Here is a 15,021-nt window from a genome sequence, read left to right on the forward strand (position 1 = left end):
TCCGGCCGGAGGGCCGAGCGAAATCCGTTCGTCCGGTCGCTACGTTTCGTCCGTCCCGATCCCGAGACTGACCAGGAGACGCCACACATCGGCCGAGGGATCACGCCGAACCGGGTCGCAGGTGGCCGCGTGGCCGGTGCGGCGGTTCCACTCCTCGTAGGTCTCCTTCGTCTCGCTCCTCGGTCCGGGAATTCTCTCGACCGTCAGGCCCTTGGCCGAGCAGCCGCCGGACGGGTGTGGGCACAGCGCCACCAGCTTCCGTGCGTTTCGTACGGCAGTCCGCTCTCGGCCGAGCAGCGAGCGCCCGCGCGGGCCTCCCAGCCCTTTGCCCCGGTCGCCGGACTGCGTGTCGTAGTCCGCGAAGCCGTCGGCCTCCGGGTGGCTGCGCAGCCGCCCGAGGACGGTGGTGCTCATGCCGTTCTCCGGGCTCGTGTGCTGTTTGAAGTGGAGGAGCAGCCACAGTTCGAAGGAGGGATGGGAGAGGGCCACGTGCACGCCGTGCTTCGCCGCCAGGTGCATGGCCTCCCGGATTTCCTCGGGGGTCTTGTCACCCGAGTCCCGGTCGAAGAGCGCCCACTTCTCCTCGTGCCGGTCGGCGTCGGCAAGGACACGCTCGACCACTTCGACTGGGCGCAGCCCGTTGTTGTCGTGGTGCTTGCAGAAGTGCAGGTGGAACTTCTTCTCCTCGCCATAGGCATGATTGAGGAGGATGATGTAGTCGCGCTCGGTCTTGGCGCCCTCGGTGGCCACGTAGACCAGTCGCTGGGAGGGGTCCCGGTAGGCGGAGAGGGGACGGCGTACCGAGCCCCCGCCCGGGCGGTCGCGGCGTTTGCGGCGCTCGCCCTGTCCTCTGTTACCGCTCACGCTGTCGCCTTCAGCCCCTCTTCGAGCAGAGCCAGCTGCCGCGCCACCTCACCGTTGGTCAGGCGGGGCACGCCACCGTAGCCGCCTTGCAGATAGCGCCGTACGAGATTCTCGTCGTTGCGGACCTTGCGGGCGGCGGTGAGCGGGTAGAGCTCGGTTTCCCCGGTGCTGTTCTTCAGGGTGATCCACACCTGGTCCCGGTCGAGAGGACGCTCGGCGACGGTGGGGCCCAGCAGGGTCGCATCGTGAGTTGTGAAGACCAGTTGGGCCGTACGTGGATTGGCCTCATCGTCCTGGAAAATGCGGATGACCTCCGCCGCGAGCAGGGGGTGCAGGCTGGAATCGAGCTCGTCGACCAAGAGCGTGCCGCCGCTCTTGAGGACGTTCAGCAATGGGCCGAGGAAGGCGAACCAGGCGTGGGTGCCGAGTGACTCCTGATTCCAGAAGTCCAACGGTAGGTCCCTGCCGGCGGCCGAACGGTGCAGGAGTTGCGGATCTCCGGTGTCTGGGTCGACGGAAAGGTCGGTGATGCCGAGATCCGCCGAACGCAGCAGGGTGACGAAGCGCTCACGCAGGTCACCATCGGTGAGATGAGCCTCGTTGATCAGGTCTCTCGTCCAGTGAGTGCGGGCCGCCACGTCGTCGCCCACGAGCCAGAAGTTGTCGAGGAACCATCGGTGAACCGCGGAGAGCTGCGGATGGTTCATCGCGGCGGCCACAGTCAGGAAGAGGGAGTTCGGCCGGGTGAAGTTGGTGTAGGTCTCCTGGGCGCCGCGCAGTCCCATGCGGGGGATGCGGAACTCGCCGCCTTCGGAGTCGGGTCGTCCGGCTTCCCGGTCGAACCACACCTGACGGCGCCCGCTGGGGTAGGCATGCAGCCATTCGGCTTCCACCCGCTCGTCGGACAGCTCGAAGCCATACGTATAGCGGACACGCTCGCCTCGGGTGGGGAGCAGTAGATCCACCTCGAAGAGGCTGGTGTCGTCCCGCGCACTCGGGTCGAGGGCGAAGGGCTCGCGCGGTACGCCCGGCTCCTTGCTCCAGTCGGCGAAGGACTCGCGGACAGCCTTGCGCATGAAATGCATCGCCAACAGCAGGTTCGACTTGCCGGAGGCATTGGCGCCGAAGACGCCGACCGTGGGCAGTATCTCCAGCTGCTTCCCTTGTGAACGCACACCGGTGTCACGGCCGGTTCTCTCATTGAACTCGGTCGCCACCAGCGACAGCTCGACCTCGTCGCGGATCGACCTGTGGTTGGCCACCCGGAAGCTGAGCAGCATGGGGGCCTCCTGTTCGATCGCTGAACGAGTTCGTCACTTCACGCCACTTGGTGCGGGTAACCCGCATCAAGCAGCTTATGACGAATGCCAGAACGTGGCCAGAGGACCGTCAGCCGACGTTGACCCCGGCCGTGGCCCGCACCGTAGACGCGATCGTCGCCGACCCCACCACACGCGTCCCGTCGTACAGCACGATCGCCTGGCCGGGGGCCACCCCGCGGACCGGCTCCGTGAACGACACCTCCAGGGCGTCGTCGATCAGCTCGGCGGTGACCTCGGTCTCGCCGCCGTGGGCGCGGAGCTGTGCGGTGTAAGTGCCGGGGCCGGTGGGGGCGGTGCCGCACCAGCGTGGATTGATCGCTCGCAGTCCGCTCACGTCGAGGGAGGACGCGGGGCCGACCGTCACCGTGTTGGTCACCGGGGAGATGTCGAGGACGTAGCGCGGCTTGCCGTCGGGGGCGGGGGTGCCGATGCGCAGGCCCTTGCGCTGGCCGATGGTGAAGCCGTACGCCCCCTCGTGGGTGCCCACGCGGGTGCCGGACTCGTCGACGATGTCGCCCTCGGCCTTGCCGAGGCGGTTGGCGAGGAAGCCCTGGGTGTCGCCGTCGGCGATGAAGCAGATGTCGTGCGAGTCGGGCTTCTTGGCGACGGCGAGGCCGCGGCGCTCGGCCTCCGCGCGGATCTCGTCCTTCGTCGTCACCGTGTCGCCGAGCGGGAACATCGCGTGCGCCAGCTGCTTCTCGTCCAGGACTCCGAGGACGTACGACTGGTCCTTGGCCATGTCGGAGGCGCGGTGCAGCTCGCGCGTGCCGTCCTCGTTCAGCACGACCTTCGCGTAGTGACCGGTGCACACCGCGTCGAAGCCGAGGGCGAGCGCCTTGTCCAGGAGCGCGGCGAACTTGATCTTCTCGTTGCAGCGCAGGCAGGGGTTCGGCGTGCGGCCCGCCTCGTACTCGGCGACGAAGTCCTCGACGACGTCCTCGCGGAAGCGGTCGGCGAGATCCCAGATGTAGAACGGGATGCCGATGACGTCCGCGGCGCGGCGGGCGTCGCGGGAGTCCTCGATCGTGCAACAGCCCCGCGCGCCGGTGCGGAAGGACTGCGGGTTCGCGGAGAGCGCGAGGTGGACGCCGGTCACGTCGTGGCCCGCCTCGGCCGCGCGGGCGGCGGCTACGGCGGAGTCGACGCCACCGGACATGGCGGCGAGGACGCGGAGGGGGCGGGGGCGCTGCGGGGTGTCAGTCATAACGCTTCCAGGGTACGGGGGCGCGGGAACCGGAGCCCGCGAGTATCCGTTCTCGCTCACATGGAAGAGAAGAAGGGCGGCTCCGGCCGGCGAATCGGGCGACGGTCACTGATCCTCGGTGGGGCCGCGGCCGCGGTCGGCACCGGGGCCGTGCTGACGCGCGACGAGCTGTCGCGCCTGTGGTGGCAGGTGCCCGGGGTGGAGAAGCCGCGGGTGGCGGGCGCCGTCGACTACCGGGGTGCGCGCTGGGTGGCGGCCTCGTCGGCGAACTGGCGGCGGGCGGACCGGCCGGACGACTACACGATCGACATGGTGATCATCCATGTCACCCAGGGCAGCTTCGACAGCGCGGTGAGGGTCTTCCAGGACCCGGGCCACGGCGCCGCGTCCCACTACATCGTCCGCAAGGACGGCCACGTCACGCAGATGATCCGCGAGCTGGACGTCGCCTATCACGCGGGCAACCGGGGCTACAACGAACGCAGCGTCGGCATCGAGCACGAGGGCTTCGTCGACCGCCCCCAGGACCTCACGGACGCGATGTACGCCGCGTCCGCCCGTCTGACGGCGCAGATATGCCGGCGCTACGCCATACCCGTCGACCGCGAGCACATCATCGGCCACGTGGAGGTGCCGGGGACGGACCACACGGATCCCGGCGAGCACTGGGACTGGGACCGGTACATGAAGCTCGTACGGCAGGCGGCTACGACGGCGACGCCGGCCTAGGTCTAGGTCTGCCCTAGGTCAGCCCCGCCGCACGGGCGCGTTCCACCGCCGGGCCGATGGCCTTGGCGACCGCCTCGACATCGGCCGACGTCGACGTGTGGCCGAGGGAGAAGCGGAGGGTGCCGCGGGCCAGGTCCGGGTCGGTGCCGGTGGCGAGCAGGACGTGGCTGGGCTGGGCGACGCCCGCGGTGCAGGCGGAGCCGGTGGAGCACTCGATGCCCTGGGCGTCCAGGAGCAGCAGCAGGGAGTCGCCCTCGCAGCCGGGGAAGGTGAAGTGGGCGTTGGCCGGGAGGCGGTCCACCGGGTCCCCTCCCAGGATCGCGTCCGGCACCGCCGTACGGACCGCGTCGATCAGGTCGTCGCGCAGGGCACCGATCTCGCGGGCGAAGCGCTCGCGGTGTTCGGCGGCGTGCTTGCCGGCGACCGCGAAGGAGGCGATCGCGGGGACGTCGAGGGTGCCGGAGCGGACGTGGCGTTCCTGGCCGCCGCCGTGCAGGACGGGTACGGGGGTGTACTCCCGGCCGAGGATGAGCGCGCCGATGCCGTACGGGCCGCCGATCTTGTGGCCGGAAACGGTCATCGCGGCGAGCCCGGAGGCGGCGAAGTCGACCGGCAGCTGGCCGACGGCCTGGACCGCGTCGGCGTGCAGCGGTACGCCGAACTCGGCGGCGGTCGCGGCGAGTTCGGCCACCGGCAGGACGGTGCCGATCTCGTTGTTGGCCCACATGACGGTGGCCAGGGCGACATCGTCGGGGTTGCGGGCGATGGCCTCACGGAGGGCGTCCGGGTGGACCCGGCCGTAGGAGTCGACCGGGAGGTACTCGACGCTGGCGCCCTCGTGTTCGCCGAGCCAGTGGACGGTGTCGAGGACGGCGTGATGTTCCACGGGGCTGGCCAGGACCCGGGTGCGGGCCGGGTCGGCGTCGTGGCGGGCCCAGTACAGGCCCTTGACGGCGAGGTTGTCGGCCTCCGTTCCGCCGGAGGTGAAGACGACCTCGCTGGGGCGGGCGCCGAGGGCTTCCGCGAGGGTCTCGCGGGCTTCCTCGACGGTTCGCCGCGCGGCACGGCCGGATGCGTGGAGGGACGAGGCGTTGCCCGTGATGCCGAGGTGGGCGGTCAGCGCCTCTGCCGCCTCCGGAAGCATCGGGGTGGTCGCGGCGTGGTCGAGATAAGCCATGGTGAGGCCGATTCTACGGCCCCTTCCCGGCCTGCCCCTCGCCGCCCACGATCAGTTCCGGCCGTCGCGGCCAGGCCCTGTCACCACCGGGCAGGCGGGAATCCGACGACCGGGCCTGGATCAGAAGCTCCACGAAATCGTGTTGTCCGCCTGCATGAACGCGGCGAGTACGACGAGGTCGGCGGCGCCCAGCCCGAGACCCAGCCAGGCCCGGCCCCGGCGGTTGGTGCCCCGCGCGAGGGCCACGGCGGCCAGGACGATGGCGATCGGGCCGAGGAAGACGTTCAGGACGAGCAGGCCCAGGAGGCCGAGGACGAAGGACGCGACGGCCATGCCGTCGGTGTCCCGGATTCCGGTGCGGCGCGTGGCCGGTGCGGTGAGGTGCATGGTGGTCAGCTCCCGACGAGCGGATCGGTCGGATGGACGGCGGTCAGTTCGTCCGGGCGGCGCGGCGGCGGCCGTGGCGCTCGCGGAGCGCGAAGATGCCGAGCCAGCCGGCGATCACGATGGCCGCGACGACGGTGAAGGTGAGCGGTGCGTGGGCGACGGTGCCCATGACCAGGCCGAGCAGCAGGAGTGCGGCGACGAGGAACAGCATGGGTCGGTATCCCCTCCGGATGCCTTCGGGCGGCTTCTGACCCGAAGGCTCGGTGAACGGTTGTAGTTACAATTGTTCACTGACTTCCCAGTCTAGCGCGCCCCATGACTTTTAAATTCCAGAGAACAGTTGTTAACTGCATGGCATGAGTCACACCCTCGGCCTGCGGCAGGCGCAGAAGCAGAAGACCCGACAGGCACTGCTGGATGCGGCGTTGGAGCTGCTGGAGGGCCAGAGCCTGAGCAGCCTGGGCCTGCGCGAGGTCACCCGTGCCGTCGGGGTCGCCCCGACCGCCTTCTACCGGCACTTCCGCTCCACCGAGGACCTCGGCGTGGCGCTGGTGGAGGAGGCACTGGGCAGTCTGCACCCGATGATCCGCACGATCGTGTCCACGGCGGGCGACAGCGACGAACGCATCAGGCGCGCCGTGGAGTTGATCGCCCGTCACGTGGACGCGTACCCCTCCCACGTCCGTTTCATCGCCCGTGAGCAGCACGGCGGGGTCCGGCCGGTGCGGGAGGCCATCCAGAACGAACTGGCCCGGTTCACCGAGGAGGTGAAGGCGGCGCTGGTCACCGACCCCATGGCCGAGGGCTGGAGCGACGACGATCTGCTGATGCTCGCGGGCCTGTACGTCGACCAGATGCTCATCGCGGCCTCGCTCTTCCTCGAGGCCCTGGAGGGCCCCGAGGAGGAACGGCAGCGCGTCACCCGGCTCGCCGCCCGCCGGCTGCGGCTGATCAGCATCGGCCGCGCACACTGGCTGGACTGACGGACAGGACCCCGCGGACGCGGTCAGCCGAGCCGGACCCGCGCCAACTGTCGGGACTGGGCGACCAGCCGGTCCTCGCTGTCCCACACCTCGGCGTCCTCCTCGAGGAAACCGCCGGCGAGGTTGCGGGTGGTGATGGACACCCGGAGGGGGCCCGGCGCCGGTCGGCACCGTATGTGCACGGTCAGTTCGACCGTCGGCACCCAGCCGGAGATACCGAGTTCGAAGGCGGTGGGCGGCAGGGCGTCCACCGCCAGAAGCAGCGAGAAGGGGTCGGCGTCCCGGCCGTCCTTCAGCCCGAACCAGGCCCGCATCTCGCCCTTGCCGGACGGCGAGCCGAGGGCCCAGCCCAGGGTCGAGGGGTCGAGCTTGAGCATCAGGCGGTCGGTGATGGCCGAACTGCCGGGGACCGGGGCGGGTCCGTCCTCGGGCCCGAAGCACTGGTCCATCGGCGGGATGGCGGGCGGCTTCGCGGTCGTACGGACGTCGTCGGGGAGCGTCTCGAGGTCGCCGTACGAGGCGAGGACGCGGATCCGTTCGACCTCGCCACCCTGCTCGTCGTACTGGAAGAGGGACGCCTGGCCCGTCGACAGGGTCCGGCCGGTGCGCACGACATGCGTGCGGACGACCGCGGGGCCCGGCCGGGAGGCGGTCAGGTAGTGCGCGGAGATGGTGAACGGGTCCGGGTGCGGCAGGGCGTCGGCGAGGGCGCGGCCCAGGACGGCCAGCAGATAGCCCCCGTTGACGGCGTTGATGATCGTCCAGTCGGCCGAGAGGTCGATGTCGTAGACGCCCTCCGCGCGCCGGGTGACAGCGGTGTCTCGGTCGAACTCGCTGTTGCCGATGGTCGCCTGGGATGCCTGAGCCATGCCGGTACGGTACAACAGAAAATTACTAAGCGGTAGCTTTTGAGGGTTCCTCCTCACGCACCGTCGACCGCCGGTTCCACGCACGCGGCGCCCGCCAGTGGTACCGCATCGCCAGCAGCCGCAGCACGAAGGCCATCACGGCCGCGATTCCGCTGGTCAGCGGGGTCAGGGCGTCGAAGCGGATACAGAGCGCCACCATCGTGGCGCCGACCATCGCGGGCACGGCGTACAGATCGCGGTCCCAGCGCAGCAGCGACGGCACCTCGTTGGCGAGGACGTCCCGCAGCACACCGCCCCCGACGGCGGTGGCGAGGCCGAGGGCCGCGGAGGCGTGCAGGCCGAGTCCGTACTCGTACGCCTTCGTCGTGCCCGCGACGCAGAACAGGCCGAGGCCGGCCGCGTCGAAGACGTTCACGCCGGTCTGGATGCGTTCCACCTGCGGGTGCAGGAAGACGACGAGGAGCGCGGCGAACAGCGGGGTGACGAAGTACCCCAGATCCGTGAACGCGGCCGGCGGTACGGCCCCGATGACCAGGTCCCGGAACAGCCCGCCGCCCAGCGCGGTGACCTCGGCGAGGACGGCGATGCCGAAGACGTCGAAGTTCTTGCGGACGGCCAGCAGCGCGCCGGAGATGGCGAAGACGAAGATGCCGATCAGGTCGAGCGTGTGCTGGACGGAAGGGCTGAACAGTTGCTGGAGCACCCGAACATTCTGACGCGCGAGGGGGCGTGCACCTGCCGAAGCAAGGTGCACGCCCCGTCACACGGCTACTTGTCCGACGCCTTCGGGTTCTCGTCGGCGCCGTCGGAGGTCACGGTCTCCTCCGAGGGCTCCGAGTCCGAGTCCGAACCCGACGAGTCCGCGGTGTCCGAATCCGACGAGCCCGCCGCGGCCGAGTCCGCCGCATCCGAACCCGACGAGCCCGCCGCGGCCGAGTCCGCCGCATCCGAACCCGACGAGCCCGCCGCGGCCGAGTCCGCCGCATCCGAACCCGACGAGCCCGCCGCGGCCGAGTCCGCCGCATCCGAACCCGACGAGCCCGCCGCGGCCGAGTCCGCCGCATCCGAACCCGACGAGCCCGCCGCGGCCGAGTCCGCCGCATCCGAACCCGACGAGCCCGCCGCGGCCGAGTCCGCCGGCTCCCCGGAATCCGACCCCGCCGACTCCGCGGCCACCGCCTTCGCCACGGCCGCGCTCGTCTCCGCCGACTCCGCGAGCACCTCGTCCGCCACCAGCTCCGCCGCCTCCTTGGCCGCGGTGAGCAGCACCGTGTCCTGCGGGGCCTGGTCCTCGAAGTTCTCCGGGTGGTGGCAGGCCACCTGCTGGCCGGGGCGCAGCTCGAGCAGCGGCGGCTCGGTGGTCTTGCAGATCTCCGTCGCCTTCCAGCACCGGGTGTGGAAGCGGCAGCCGCTCGGCGGGGAGATCGGCGAGGGCACGTCGCCCTTGAGCAGGATGCGCTCGCTCTTGGCCGACTTGCGGGAGGGGTCCGGGATCGGCACCGCCGAGAGCAGGGCCTTGGTGTACGGGTGCATCGGCGACCGGTACAGCTTGTCCCGGTCGGCGAGCTCGACGATCTTGCCGAGGTACATCACCGCGATCCGGTCGGAGACGTGCCGGACGACCGACAGGTCGTGCGCGATGATCACGTACGTCAGGCCCAGTTCCTGCTGGAGGTCGTCCAGCAGGTTCACGACCTGCGCCTGGATCGACACGTCCAGCGCGGAGACCGGCTCGTCGGCCACGACCAGCTTCGGATTCAGGGCCAGCGCGCGGGCGATGCCGATGCGCTGACGCTGGCCGCCGGAGAACTCGTGCGGATAGCGGTTGTAGTGCTCGGGGTTGAGACCGACCACCGACAGCAGCCGCTGGACCTCCTTCTTGATGCCGCCCTCGGGCGTGACGCCCTGCAGCCGGAAGGGGGCGCCGACGATCGTGCCGATGGTGTGGCGCGGGTTCAGCGACGAGTACGGGTCCTGGAAGATCATCTGCACATCGCGGCGCAGCGGACGCATCCCGCCGACGCCGAGGTGTGTGATGTCCTTGCCCCCGAACTCGATGGTGCCGGCCGTCGGTTCGAGGAGCCGGGTGATCAGGCGGCCCATCGTCGACTTGCCGCAGCCGGACTCGCCCACGACGCCGAGGGTTTCACCGGAGCGCACCTCGAAGTCGAGGCCGTCCACCGCACGGACCGCGCCGACCTGCCGCTTGAGCAGGCCCTTGCGGATCGGGAAGTGCTTCTGCAGCCCGGTCACCTTCAGCAGGGTCTCGCCGGGGGCGGCGTCCGCGGTCAGCGTGGCACCGTCGCTCTGCGCAGGGCTACTCACTGCTTTTTCCTCGCTCACAGCTTCGGCGCAATCTCTTCGGTCCAGATCCGCTCCCGCTGCTCCGGGGACATGTGGCAGGCGGCCCAGTGTCGGCTGCCGACCTCGGTCAGCTCGGGGCGGACCGTGCGGGTGACGTCGTCCTTCGGGATGTCCGCGTACGGGCAGCGCGGGTTGAAGGCGCAGCCGGACGGCAGATTGATCAGGGAGGGCGGGGAGCCCTTGACCGGGACGAGGCGCTCCTGCTGCTCGCGGTCCAGGCGCGGCATCGAGCCGAGCAGGCCCCAGGTGTAGGGGTGGCGGGGCTCGTAGAACACCTTCTCGGCCGGGCCGCGCTCCACGCAGCGGCCGCCGTACATCACCAGCAGGTCGTCGGCCAGTTCGGCGACGACACCCAGGTCGTGGGTGATGACGATGACGGCGGAGCCGAACTCCTTCTGCAGATCGCGGATCAGGTCGAGGATCTGCGCCTGGACGGTCACGTCGAGGGCCGTGGTCGGCTCGTCCGCGATGAGCAGTTCGGGGTTGTTGACCAGCGACATCGCGATCATCGCGCGCTGACGCATACCGCCGGAGAACTCGTGCGGGTAGCTGTCGACCCGCTTGTCGGGCTGCGGGATGCCGACCCGGTCGAGCATCTCCACCGCGCGCCGCTTGGCGGTCTTCTTGTCGACGTCGTGGTGGATGCGGTACGCCTCCACGATCTGCTGGCCGATCGTGTAGTACGGGTGCAGCGCGGACAGCGGATCCTGGAAGATCATCGCCATCTCGCGGCCGCGCATCCGGCGCACCTGGTCGGCGGGGGCGGACAGCAGCTCGGTGCCGTTCAGCCAGATCTCGCCGGAGATCTGCGCCTTGCGCTTGCCGTACTGGCCGGCGGTGTGCAGGCCCATGATGCCGAGCGAGGTCACCGACTTGCCGGAGCCCGACTCGCCCACGATGCCGAGGGTCTTGCCCTTCTCCAGCTGGAAGCTGAGCCCGTCGACGGACTTGACCAGGCCGTCGTCGGTCGGGAAGTGCACCTTCAGGTCGCGCACTTCGAGGAAGGCGGTCGGGGCGGCAGCGGTGGTGGGCTCGCCCACGGCCGCTCCGGTCTTGCTGAGTTCGGTCATGCGAGCCTCACTCGGGGGTCGATCACGGCGTACAGGATGTCCACCACGAGGTTGGCCAGGAGCACCGCGAGGGAGGTGATCAGGGTGACGCCCAGGATGATGGGCAGGTCCTGGGTCTTGATGGCGTTGAGCACCGCCTGGCCGAGGCCGGGCAGGCTGAACGTGGTCTCGGTCAGGATCGCGCCGCCGATGAGGGCGCCGAGGTCCATGCCGAGCATGGTCAGGATCGGCGTCATCGTCGAGCGCATCGCGTGCTTGCCGATGACCACCTGTTCCCGCAGGCCCTTGGCGCGTGCGGTGCGGATGTAGTCCTCGCCGAGGATCTCCAGCATGGTGGCGCGGGTGATCCGGGCGTACATCGCCGCGTACAGGAACGCGAGGGTGACCCACGGCAGGATCATGCCGCCCAGCCAGCCGGAGAAGCTCTCCTCCAGCGGCACGTACTGCCCGTCGATCCAGCCGAGTCCGTAGCTGAAGATCGCCAGGCTCAGCAGACCGGTGAAGTAGATGGGCAGGGAGACGCCGCCCAGTGCGACGACCATGGCGCCGCGGTCCCACAGGGTGCCCCGCTTGAGCGCGGAGAGCACACCGGCGGCGACACCGAAGACCAGCCACAGCAGCGCGGCACCGAGCGCCAGACCCAGGGTCACCGGGAGGCGGTCGGTGAGCACCGGCCAGATGGCCTGCTCGCTGCGGAAGGAGTAGCCGAAGCACGGCGCGGAGCAGTGCGTGACGTCACCGCCGGCCGCGTAGGTGCGGCCCGCGAAGATGCCCTTGAAGAACTCCCAGACCTGAACGTAGATCGGTTCGCCCAGACCCAGCTTCGTCCGCACGGCCTCGACGGCAGCGGGGTCGGCCTGCTTGCCCACGAAGCTCGTGGCGATGTCGACGCCCACCCATTTGGGGACGAGGAAGAAGATGCTGAAGACCACCACCATGATGACCACCAGCATCACTGCGGCGGCGAACAGCCGCCTGATGAGGTAAGTGAGCACAGCTCTCGGCCCGCCGCGGACCGCGGGCCACCGGAGGTCGTCCGATGGCCCGTGGTCACGCCACGCCGGCCTTCACCTGCCTTTCGTGCCGTACGGCGGGTGTGCCGGGTTTACTTCGAGTTCTTCAGGCCGAGGTTGACGAAGTCGTACATGCCGCTGTAGCCGTCGGACGTGTAGACGTTCGCCAGGTCGCTCGAGCGCCAGTTGATGAACTTCTCGAAGACGAAGGGCAGGTAGTAGCCGCCCTCCATCACCTTGTGGTTGATCTCCGTGGCGATCTTGGCCTTCTTGGCGTCGTCCAGCGTGTTGACGTAGTCGTCGAACAGGCCGTCGATCGTCTTGTCCTTGATCAGGGCGTAGTTGTTGTTGCCGCTCTCAAGGATGTAGCTGCTGTCCCACAGCGGCAGACCGAAGCCCTGGACGGTCGGGAAGTCGGGGCCCCAGCCCATGATGATGATGCCGAACTTCTTCTTCTTGACGTTGGAGGGGCTGCCGATGATGCCGCTGGTCTGCGAGCCGTCGTACTGGTCGATCTCGGCCTGGATGCCGACCTTCTTCAGCGACGCCTGGAGGGACTCGGCGGTGGCCACCTCGACCGGCTTGTTGTTGCGGACCGCGATGGTGGTCTTGAAGCCGTTGGGCTTGCCGCAGGCCTTCAGCTCTTCCTTGGCCTTGGCGACGTTGCCGCTCTTGTTGGCGGTGGCGAGCTCGAACGGGTCGTACTTCTGGCCCTCGGAGCCCGGGACGGACGGCGGCAGCATGTTGGTGCCGATGTCACCACCGGCGATGGGGCCGCCGCGCGCGGTCTGCAGGGAGACGTGGTCGGCACCGTAGATCACGGCCTTGCGGCAGTGCTCGTTGTCGAACGGCTTCACGCTCTGCGGGAAGACCGCGTAACGGATGTAGCCGGAGACCGGGTTGTCCAGGTTGGCCTTGTGCTCCTTCAGGGCGGTGGTGCGGCCCTGCGGCGACATGCCGGTCTGGTTGATGTCCAGGTGGTAGTCGCCGTTGATCAGGCGCTGGTCCATGTCATTGGCGTTGGAGAAGAAGTTGACCGTGATCGCGTCCGGGTAGGCCTTGCGGATCGGGTCGGAGGACTGCTTCCAGTTCTCGTTGCGGACCAGCTTCAGGGACTTGCCGGGCTCGTACGACTCGAACTTGTACGGGCCGGAGGAGAACGGGTGCAGGCCGTACTTGGACTTGGTGTCCTTGTCCTGGCGCACCGGCGAGGCGGAGACCAGGGCCAGCATCTCCTCGAAGTCCGAGTTGGCCTTCGGCAGCTTGAAGATGATGGTCTTGTCGTCGGGCGTCTCGATGGCCTTCAGACCGAGCTTGTCCTTGGACTTGTCCTTGTACGGGCCCTGGTACTTGCCCTTGGGGTCGAGGACGTCCTTCAGGTACACCGGACCGCCGGCCAGCACGTCCTGCGCCCAGACGCGCTCGATGCCGTACTTGACGTCCTTGGAGGTGATCGGCTTGCCGTCCTCCCACGTCACGTCGTCACGCAGGGTGTACTTGTAGGTCTTGCCGTCGTCGGAGACCTCGGCGAGCCCGGTGGCGAGGTCGGGCGCCAGCTCGGCGCCGGCCTTGCCCGGCTCGGCCTTGTTCGTGACGAGCTGGCGGGCGTAGTAGCGGGAGAAGTTCCACATGAAGCCGTAGTAGCCGCGCGTGGTGTCCCACGAGTCGGCGTCCTGGGCACCCGCGAACTTCAGCGTGCCGCCCTTCTTGGCCAGGTTGGCCTGGGCGACCTTGTTGTTGGCGGCGTCGAAACCGGCCGCGCCGTCCTTCGAGCCACCGTCGCTGCCGCCGTTGCCGCCGCCGCACGCCGCCGTGGTCAGCAGCGCGGCGACCACGGCGGCAGCGGCCATGGCCTGCTTGCGCCGCCCTGAGGTGCGTTGGGTAGTCACGATCTCGGATCCTCCGGATTAGATGAGAGACCCCGTGCTTTGGGCCACGGGTCGCTTGGGGTACGGCAGTTCAGCGGGAGCCCTTCGGGTCCAGCGCGTCACGCACGCCGTCGCCGAAGAGGTTGAAGGCAAGAACGGTGAGGAAGATCGCCACGCCGGGGACCACCATGTACATGGGGTCCGATTCGTAGTAGTCGATCGCGTTCGAGAGCATCTGCCCCCACGAGGCCGTGGGCGGCTTGACGCCCACGCCCAGGAAGCTGAGTGCCGCCTCGGTGAGGATGTTGGTGGGGATCATCATCGTCGTGTAGACGATGATCGGTGCGACCAGGTTGGGCAGCAGCTCCTTGAAGAGGATGTACAGCTGCCCGGCGCCCAGCGATCGGGCCGCCTCGACGTACTCGCGCTCACGCAGCGAGAGCGTCTGGCCGCGCACCACGCGTCCGATGTAGGGCCAGCCGAAGAAGCCGATGACCAGGATCATCACGAACAGACGCACGCCCGTGCCGGTCAGTCCCAGCATCTCGTTCGGCATGACGGAGACCAGCGCGATGATGAACAGCAGCTGCGGGAAGGCCAGCAGTCCGTCCATCACCCGGCTGATGGCGGAGTCGACCCAGCCGCCGAAGAAGCCGGCGAGGATGCCCAGCACGGTGCCGAGAACGACGGCGACGACGGCGGACAGGAAGCCGACGAGCAGCGAGATCTGGGCGCCGTAGACGATCCGGGCGAAGATGTCGCGGCCGCTGACCGGTTCGACGCCGAGCAGGTGCTCGCCGCTGATGCCGCCGAAGGAGCCGATGGGGGTGCCGAAGAGCGGGTCGATCAGGTCCTCGTGGTGGGCCTCGGGGTCCTGCCCGACCAGTCCGGTGATGACCGGTGCCAGCACGGCGACCAGGATGAGGAGAAGCACCACGATGCCGCCCGTGAGGGCCAGTTTGTCGCGTTTGAGGCGCTCCCAGGCGATCCGCCCCAAGGAACGGCCCTGTACGGCCTTCGCGTCGCCGCTGACCAGCGCCGCTTCCTCGGCCGCACTCGGGGCCGCTTCCGCGGTCGGCTCGTGCAATGGTGCCGTCATCTGGCAGGGACCCCTCTCAACCGGCGGTAGCCGGCCCGCACTTGCCGCTGTAGCGGCGTGATCAATCCGTCG

Annotated in this window: 15 protein-coding genes; 2 read left to right on the top strand and 13 right to left on the bottom strand. The window is 69.1% G+C overall.

Annotated features, from left to right (window positions below):
* Nucleotides 1-39: 39 nt before the first annotated feature.
* The 3 genes from ACKTSN_RS14670 to mnmA all read right to left on the bottom strand — a co-directional run bounded on the left by ACKTSN_RS14670 (nt 40) and on the right by mnmA (nt 3,390).
* Nucleotides 40-864 carry an RloB family protein gene (locus ACKTSN_RS14670; protein WP_409469536.1) on the bottom strand — a complete coding sequence of 275 codons (825 nt, stop codon included), beginning with the start codon at nt 862-864 and terminating at the stop codon, nt 40-42.
* Nucleotides 861-2,144 carry an AAA family ATPase gene (locus ACKTSN_RS14675; protein ID WP_409469537.1) on the bottom strand — a complete coding sequence of 428 codons (1,284 nt, stop codon included), beginning with the start codon at nt 2,142-2,144 and terminating at the stop codon, nt 861-863. Before ACKTSN_RS14675 ends, ACKTSN_RS14670 begins: the two co-directional genes overlap by 4 nt.
* A 109-nt stretch (nt 2,145-2,253) precedes the next feature.
* The gene (gene mnmA / locus ACKTSN_RS14680) at nt 2,254-3,390 is read right to left on the bottom strand and encodes a tRNA 2-thiouridine(34) synthase MnmA (protein ID WP_409469538.1); all 1,137 of its coding nucleotides are present in this window, start codon (nt 3,388-3,390) and stop codon (nt 2,254-2,256) included.
* Nucleotides 3,391-3,450: 60 nt separating this feature from the next.
* Here mnmA and ACKTSN_RS14685 point away from each other — a divergent pair, with 60 nt between their 5' ends.
* Nucleotides 3,451-4,119: an N-acetylmuramoyl-L-alanine amidase gene (locus ACKTSN_RS14685; RefSeq protein ID WP_409469539.1), complete on the top strand. Its 669-nt coding sequence runs from the start codon at nt 3,451-3,453 to the stop codon at nt 4,117-4,119.
* A 13-nt stretch (nt 4,120-4,132) separates the two neighbouring features.
* Here ACKTSN_RS14685 and ACKTSN_RS14690 read toward each other — a convergent pair whose 3' ends face one another.
* From ACKTSN_RS14690 to ACKTSN_RS14700, 3 genes are all read right to left on the bottom strand, one after another.
* Nucleotides 4,133-5,296 (bottom strand): cysteine desulfurase family protein, encoded by a 1,164-nt coding sequence (locus ACKTSN_RS14690; protein ID WP_409469540.1) that lies wholly within the window; start codon nt 5,294-5,296, stop codon nt 4,133-4,135.
* A gap of 120 nt (nt 5,297-5,416) precedes the next feature.
* On the bottom strand, nt 5,417-5,683 hold the full coding sequence (locus tag ACKTSN_RS14695) for a DUF4190 domain-containing protein (protein ID WP_409469541.1): 267 nt from the start codon (nt 5,681-5,683) through the stop codon (nt 5,417-5,419).
* 43 nt (nt 5,684-5,726) lie between these two features.
* Nucleotides 5,727-5,894 carry a hypothetical protein gene (locus ACKTSN_RS14700; protein ID WP_224734295.1) on the bottom strand — a complete coding sequence of 56 codons (168 nt, stop codon included), beginning with the start codon at nt 5,892-5,894 and terminating at the stop codon, nt 5,727-5,729.
* A gap of 145 nt (nt 5,895-6,039) precedes the next feature.
* Here ACKTSN_RS14700 and ACKTSN_RS14705 point away from each other — a divergent pair, with 145 nt between their 5' ends.
* The gene (locus tag ACKTSN_RS14705) at nt 6,040-6,666 is read left to right on the top strand and encodes a TetR family transcriptional regulator (RefSeq protein ID WP_409469542.1); all 627 of its coding nucleotides are present in this window, start codon (nt 6,040-6,042) and stop codon (nt 6,664-6,666) included.
* A 23-nt stretch (nt 6,667-6,689) separates the two neighbouring features.
* Here ACKTSN_RS14705 and ACKTSN_RS14710 read toward each other — a convergent pair whose 3' ends face one another.
* The 7 genes from ACKTSN_RS14710 to ACKTSN_RS14740 form a co-directional block, all read right to left on the bottom strand.
* Nucleotides 6,690-7,535 carry a thioesterase family protein gene (locus ACKTSN_RS14710; protein ID WP_409469543.1) on the bottom strand — a complete coding sequence of 282 codons (846 nt, stop codon included), beginning with the start codon at nt 7,533-7,535 and terminating at the stop codon, nt 6,690-6,692.
* A 25-nt stretch (nt 7,536-7,560) separates the two neighbouring features.
* Nucleotides 7,561-8,238 carry a trimeric intracellular cation channel family protein gene (locus ACKTSN_RS14715; RefSeq protein ID WP_409469544.1) on the bottom strand — a complete coding sequence of 226 codons (678 nt, stop codon included), beginning with the start codon at nt 8,236-8,238 and terminating at the stop codon, nt 7,561-7,563.
* 65 nt (nt 8,239-8,303) lie between these two features.
* Nucleotides 8,304-9,860, bottom strand: a complete 1,557-nt coding sequence (locus ACKTSN_RS14720) for an ABC transporter ATP-binding protein (protein ID WP_409469545.1) — start codon at nt 9,858-9,860, stop codon at nt 8,304-8,306.
* A gap of 14 nt (nt 9,861-9,874) precedes the next feature.
* Nucleotides 9,875-10,969, bottom strand: a complete 1,095-nt coding sequence (locus tag ACKTSN_RS14725; RefSeq protein WP_409469546.1) for an ABC transporter ATP-binding protein — start codon at nt 10,967-10,969, stop codon at nt 9,875-9,877.
* Entirely contained in the window at nt 10,966-11,964 is a 999-nt protein-coding gene (locus ACKTSN_RS14730; RefSeq protein ID WP_409469547.1) for an ABC transporter permease, read from the bottom strand. Before ACKTSN_RS14730 ends, ACKTSN_RS14725 begins: the two co-directional genes overlap by 4 nt.
* Nucleotides 11,965-12,074: 110 nt before the next feature.
* The gene (locus tag ACKTSN_RS14735) at nt 12,075-13,871 is read right to left on the bottom strand and encodes an ABC transporter substrate-binding protein (RefSeq protein WP_409469548.1); all 1,797 of its coding nucleotides are present in this window, start codon (nt 13,869-13,871) and stop codon (nt 12,075-12,077) included.
* Nucleotides 13,872-13,941: 70 nt separating this feature from the next.
* The gene (locus ACKTSN_RS14740; protein ID WP_409469549.1) at nt 13,942-14,949 is read right to left on the bottom strand and encodes an ABC transporter permease; all 1,008 of its coding nucleotides are present in this window, start codon (nt 14,947-14,949) and stop codon (nt 13,942-13,944) included.
* Between the last annotated feature and the right edge of the window lie 72 nt (nt 14,950-15,021).

Origin of the sequence: Streptomyces flavusporus, assembly GCF_046267975.1 — a bacterium.
Taxonomy (GTDB): Bacteria; Actinomycetota; Actinomycetes; order Streptomycetales; family Streptomycetaceae; genus Streptomyces; species Streptomyces flavusporus.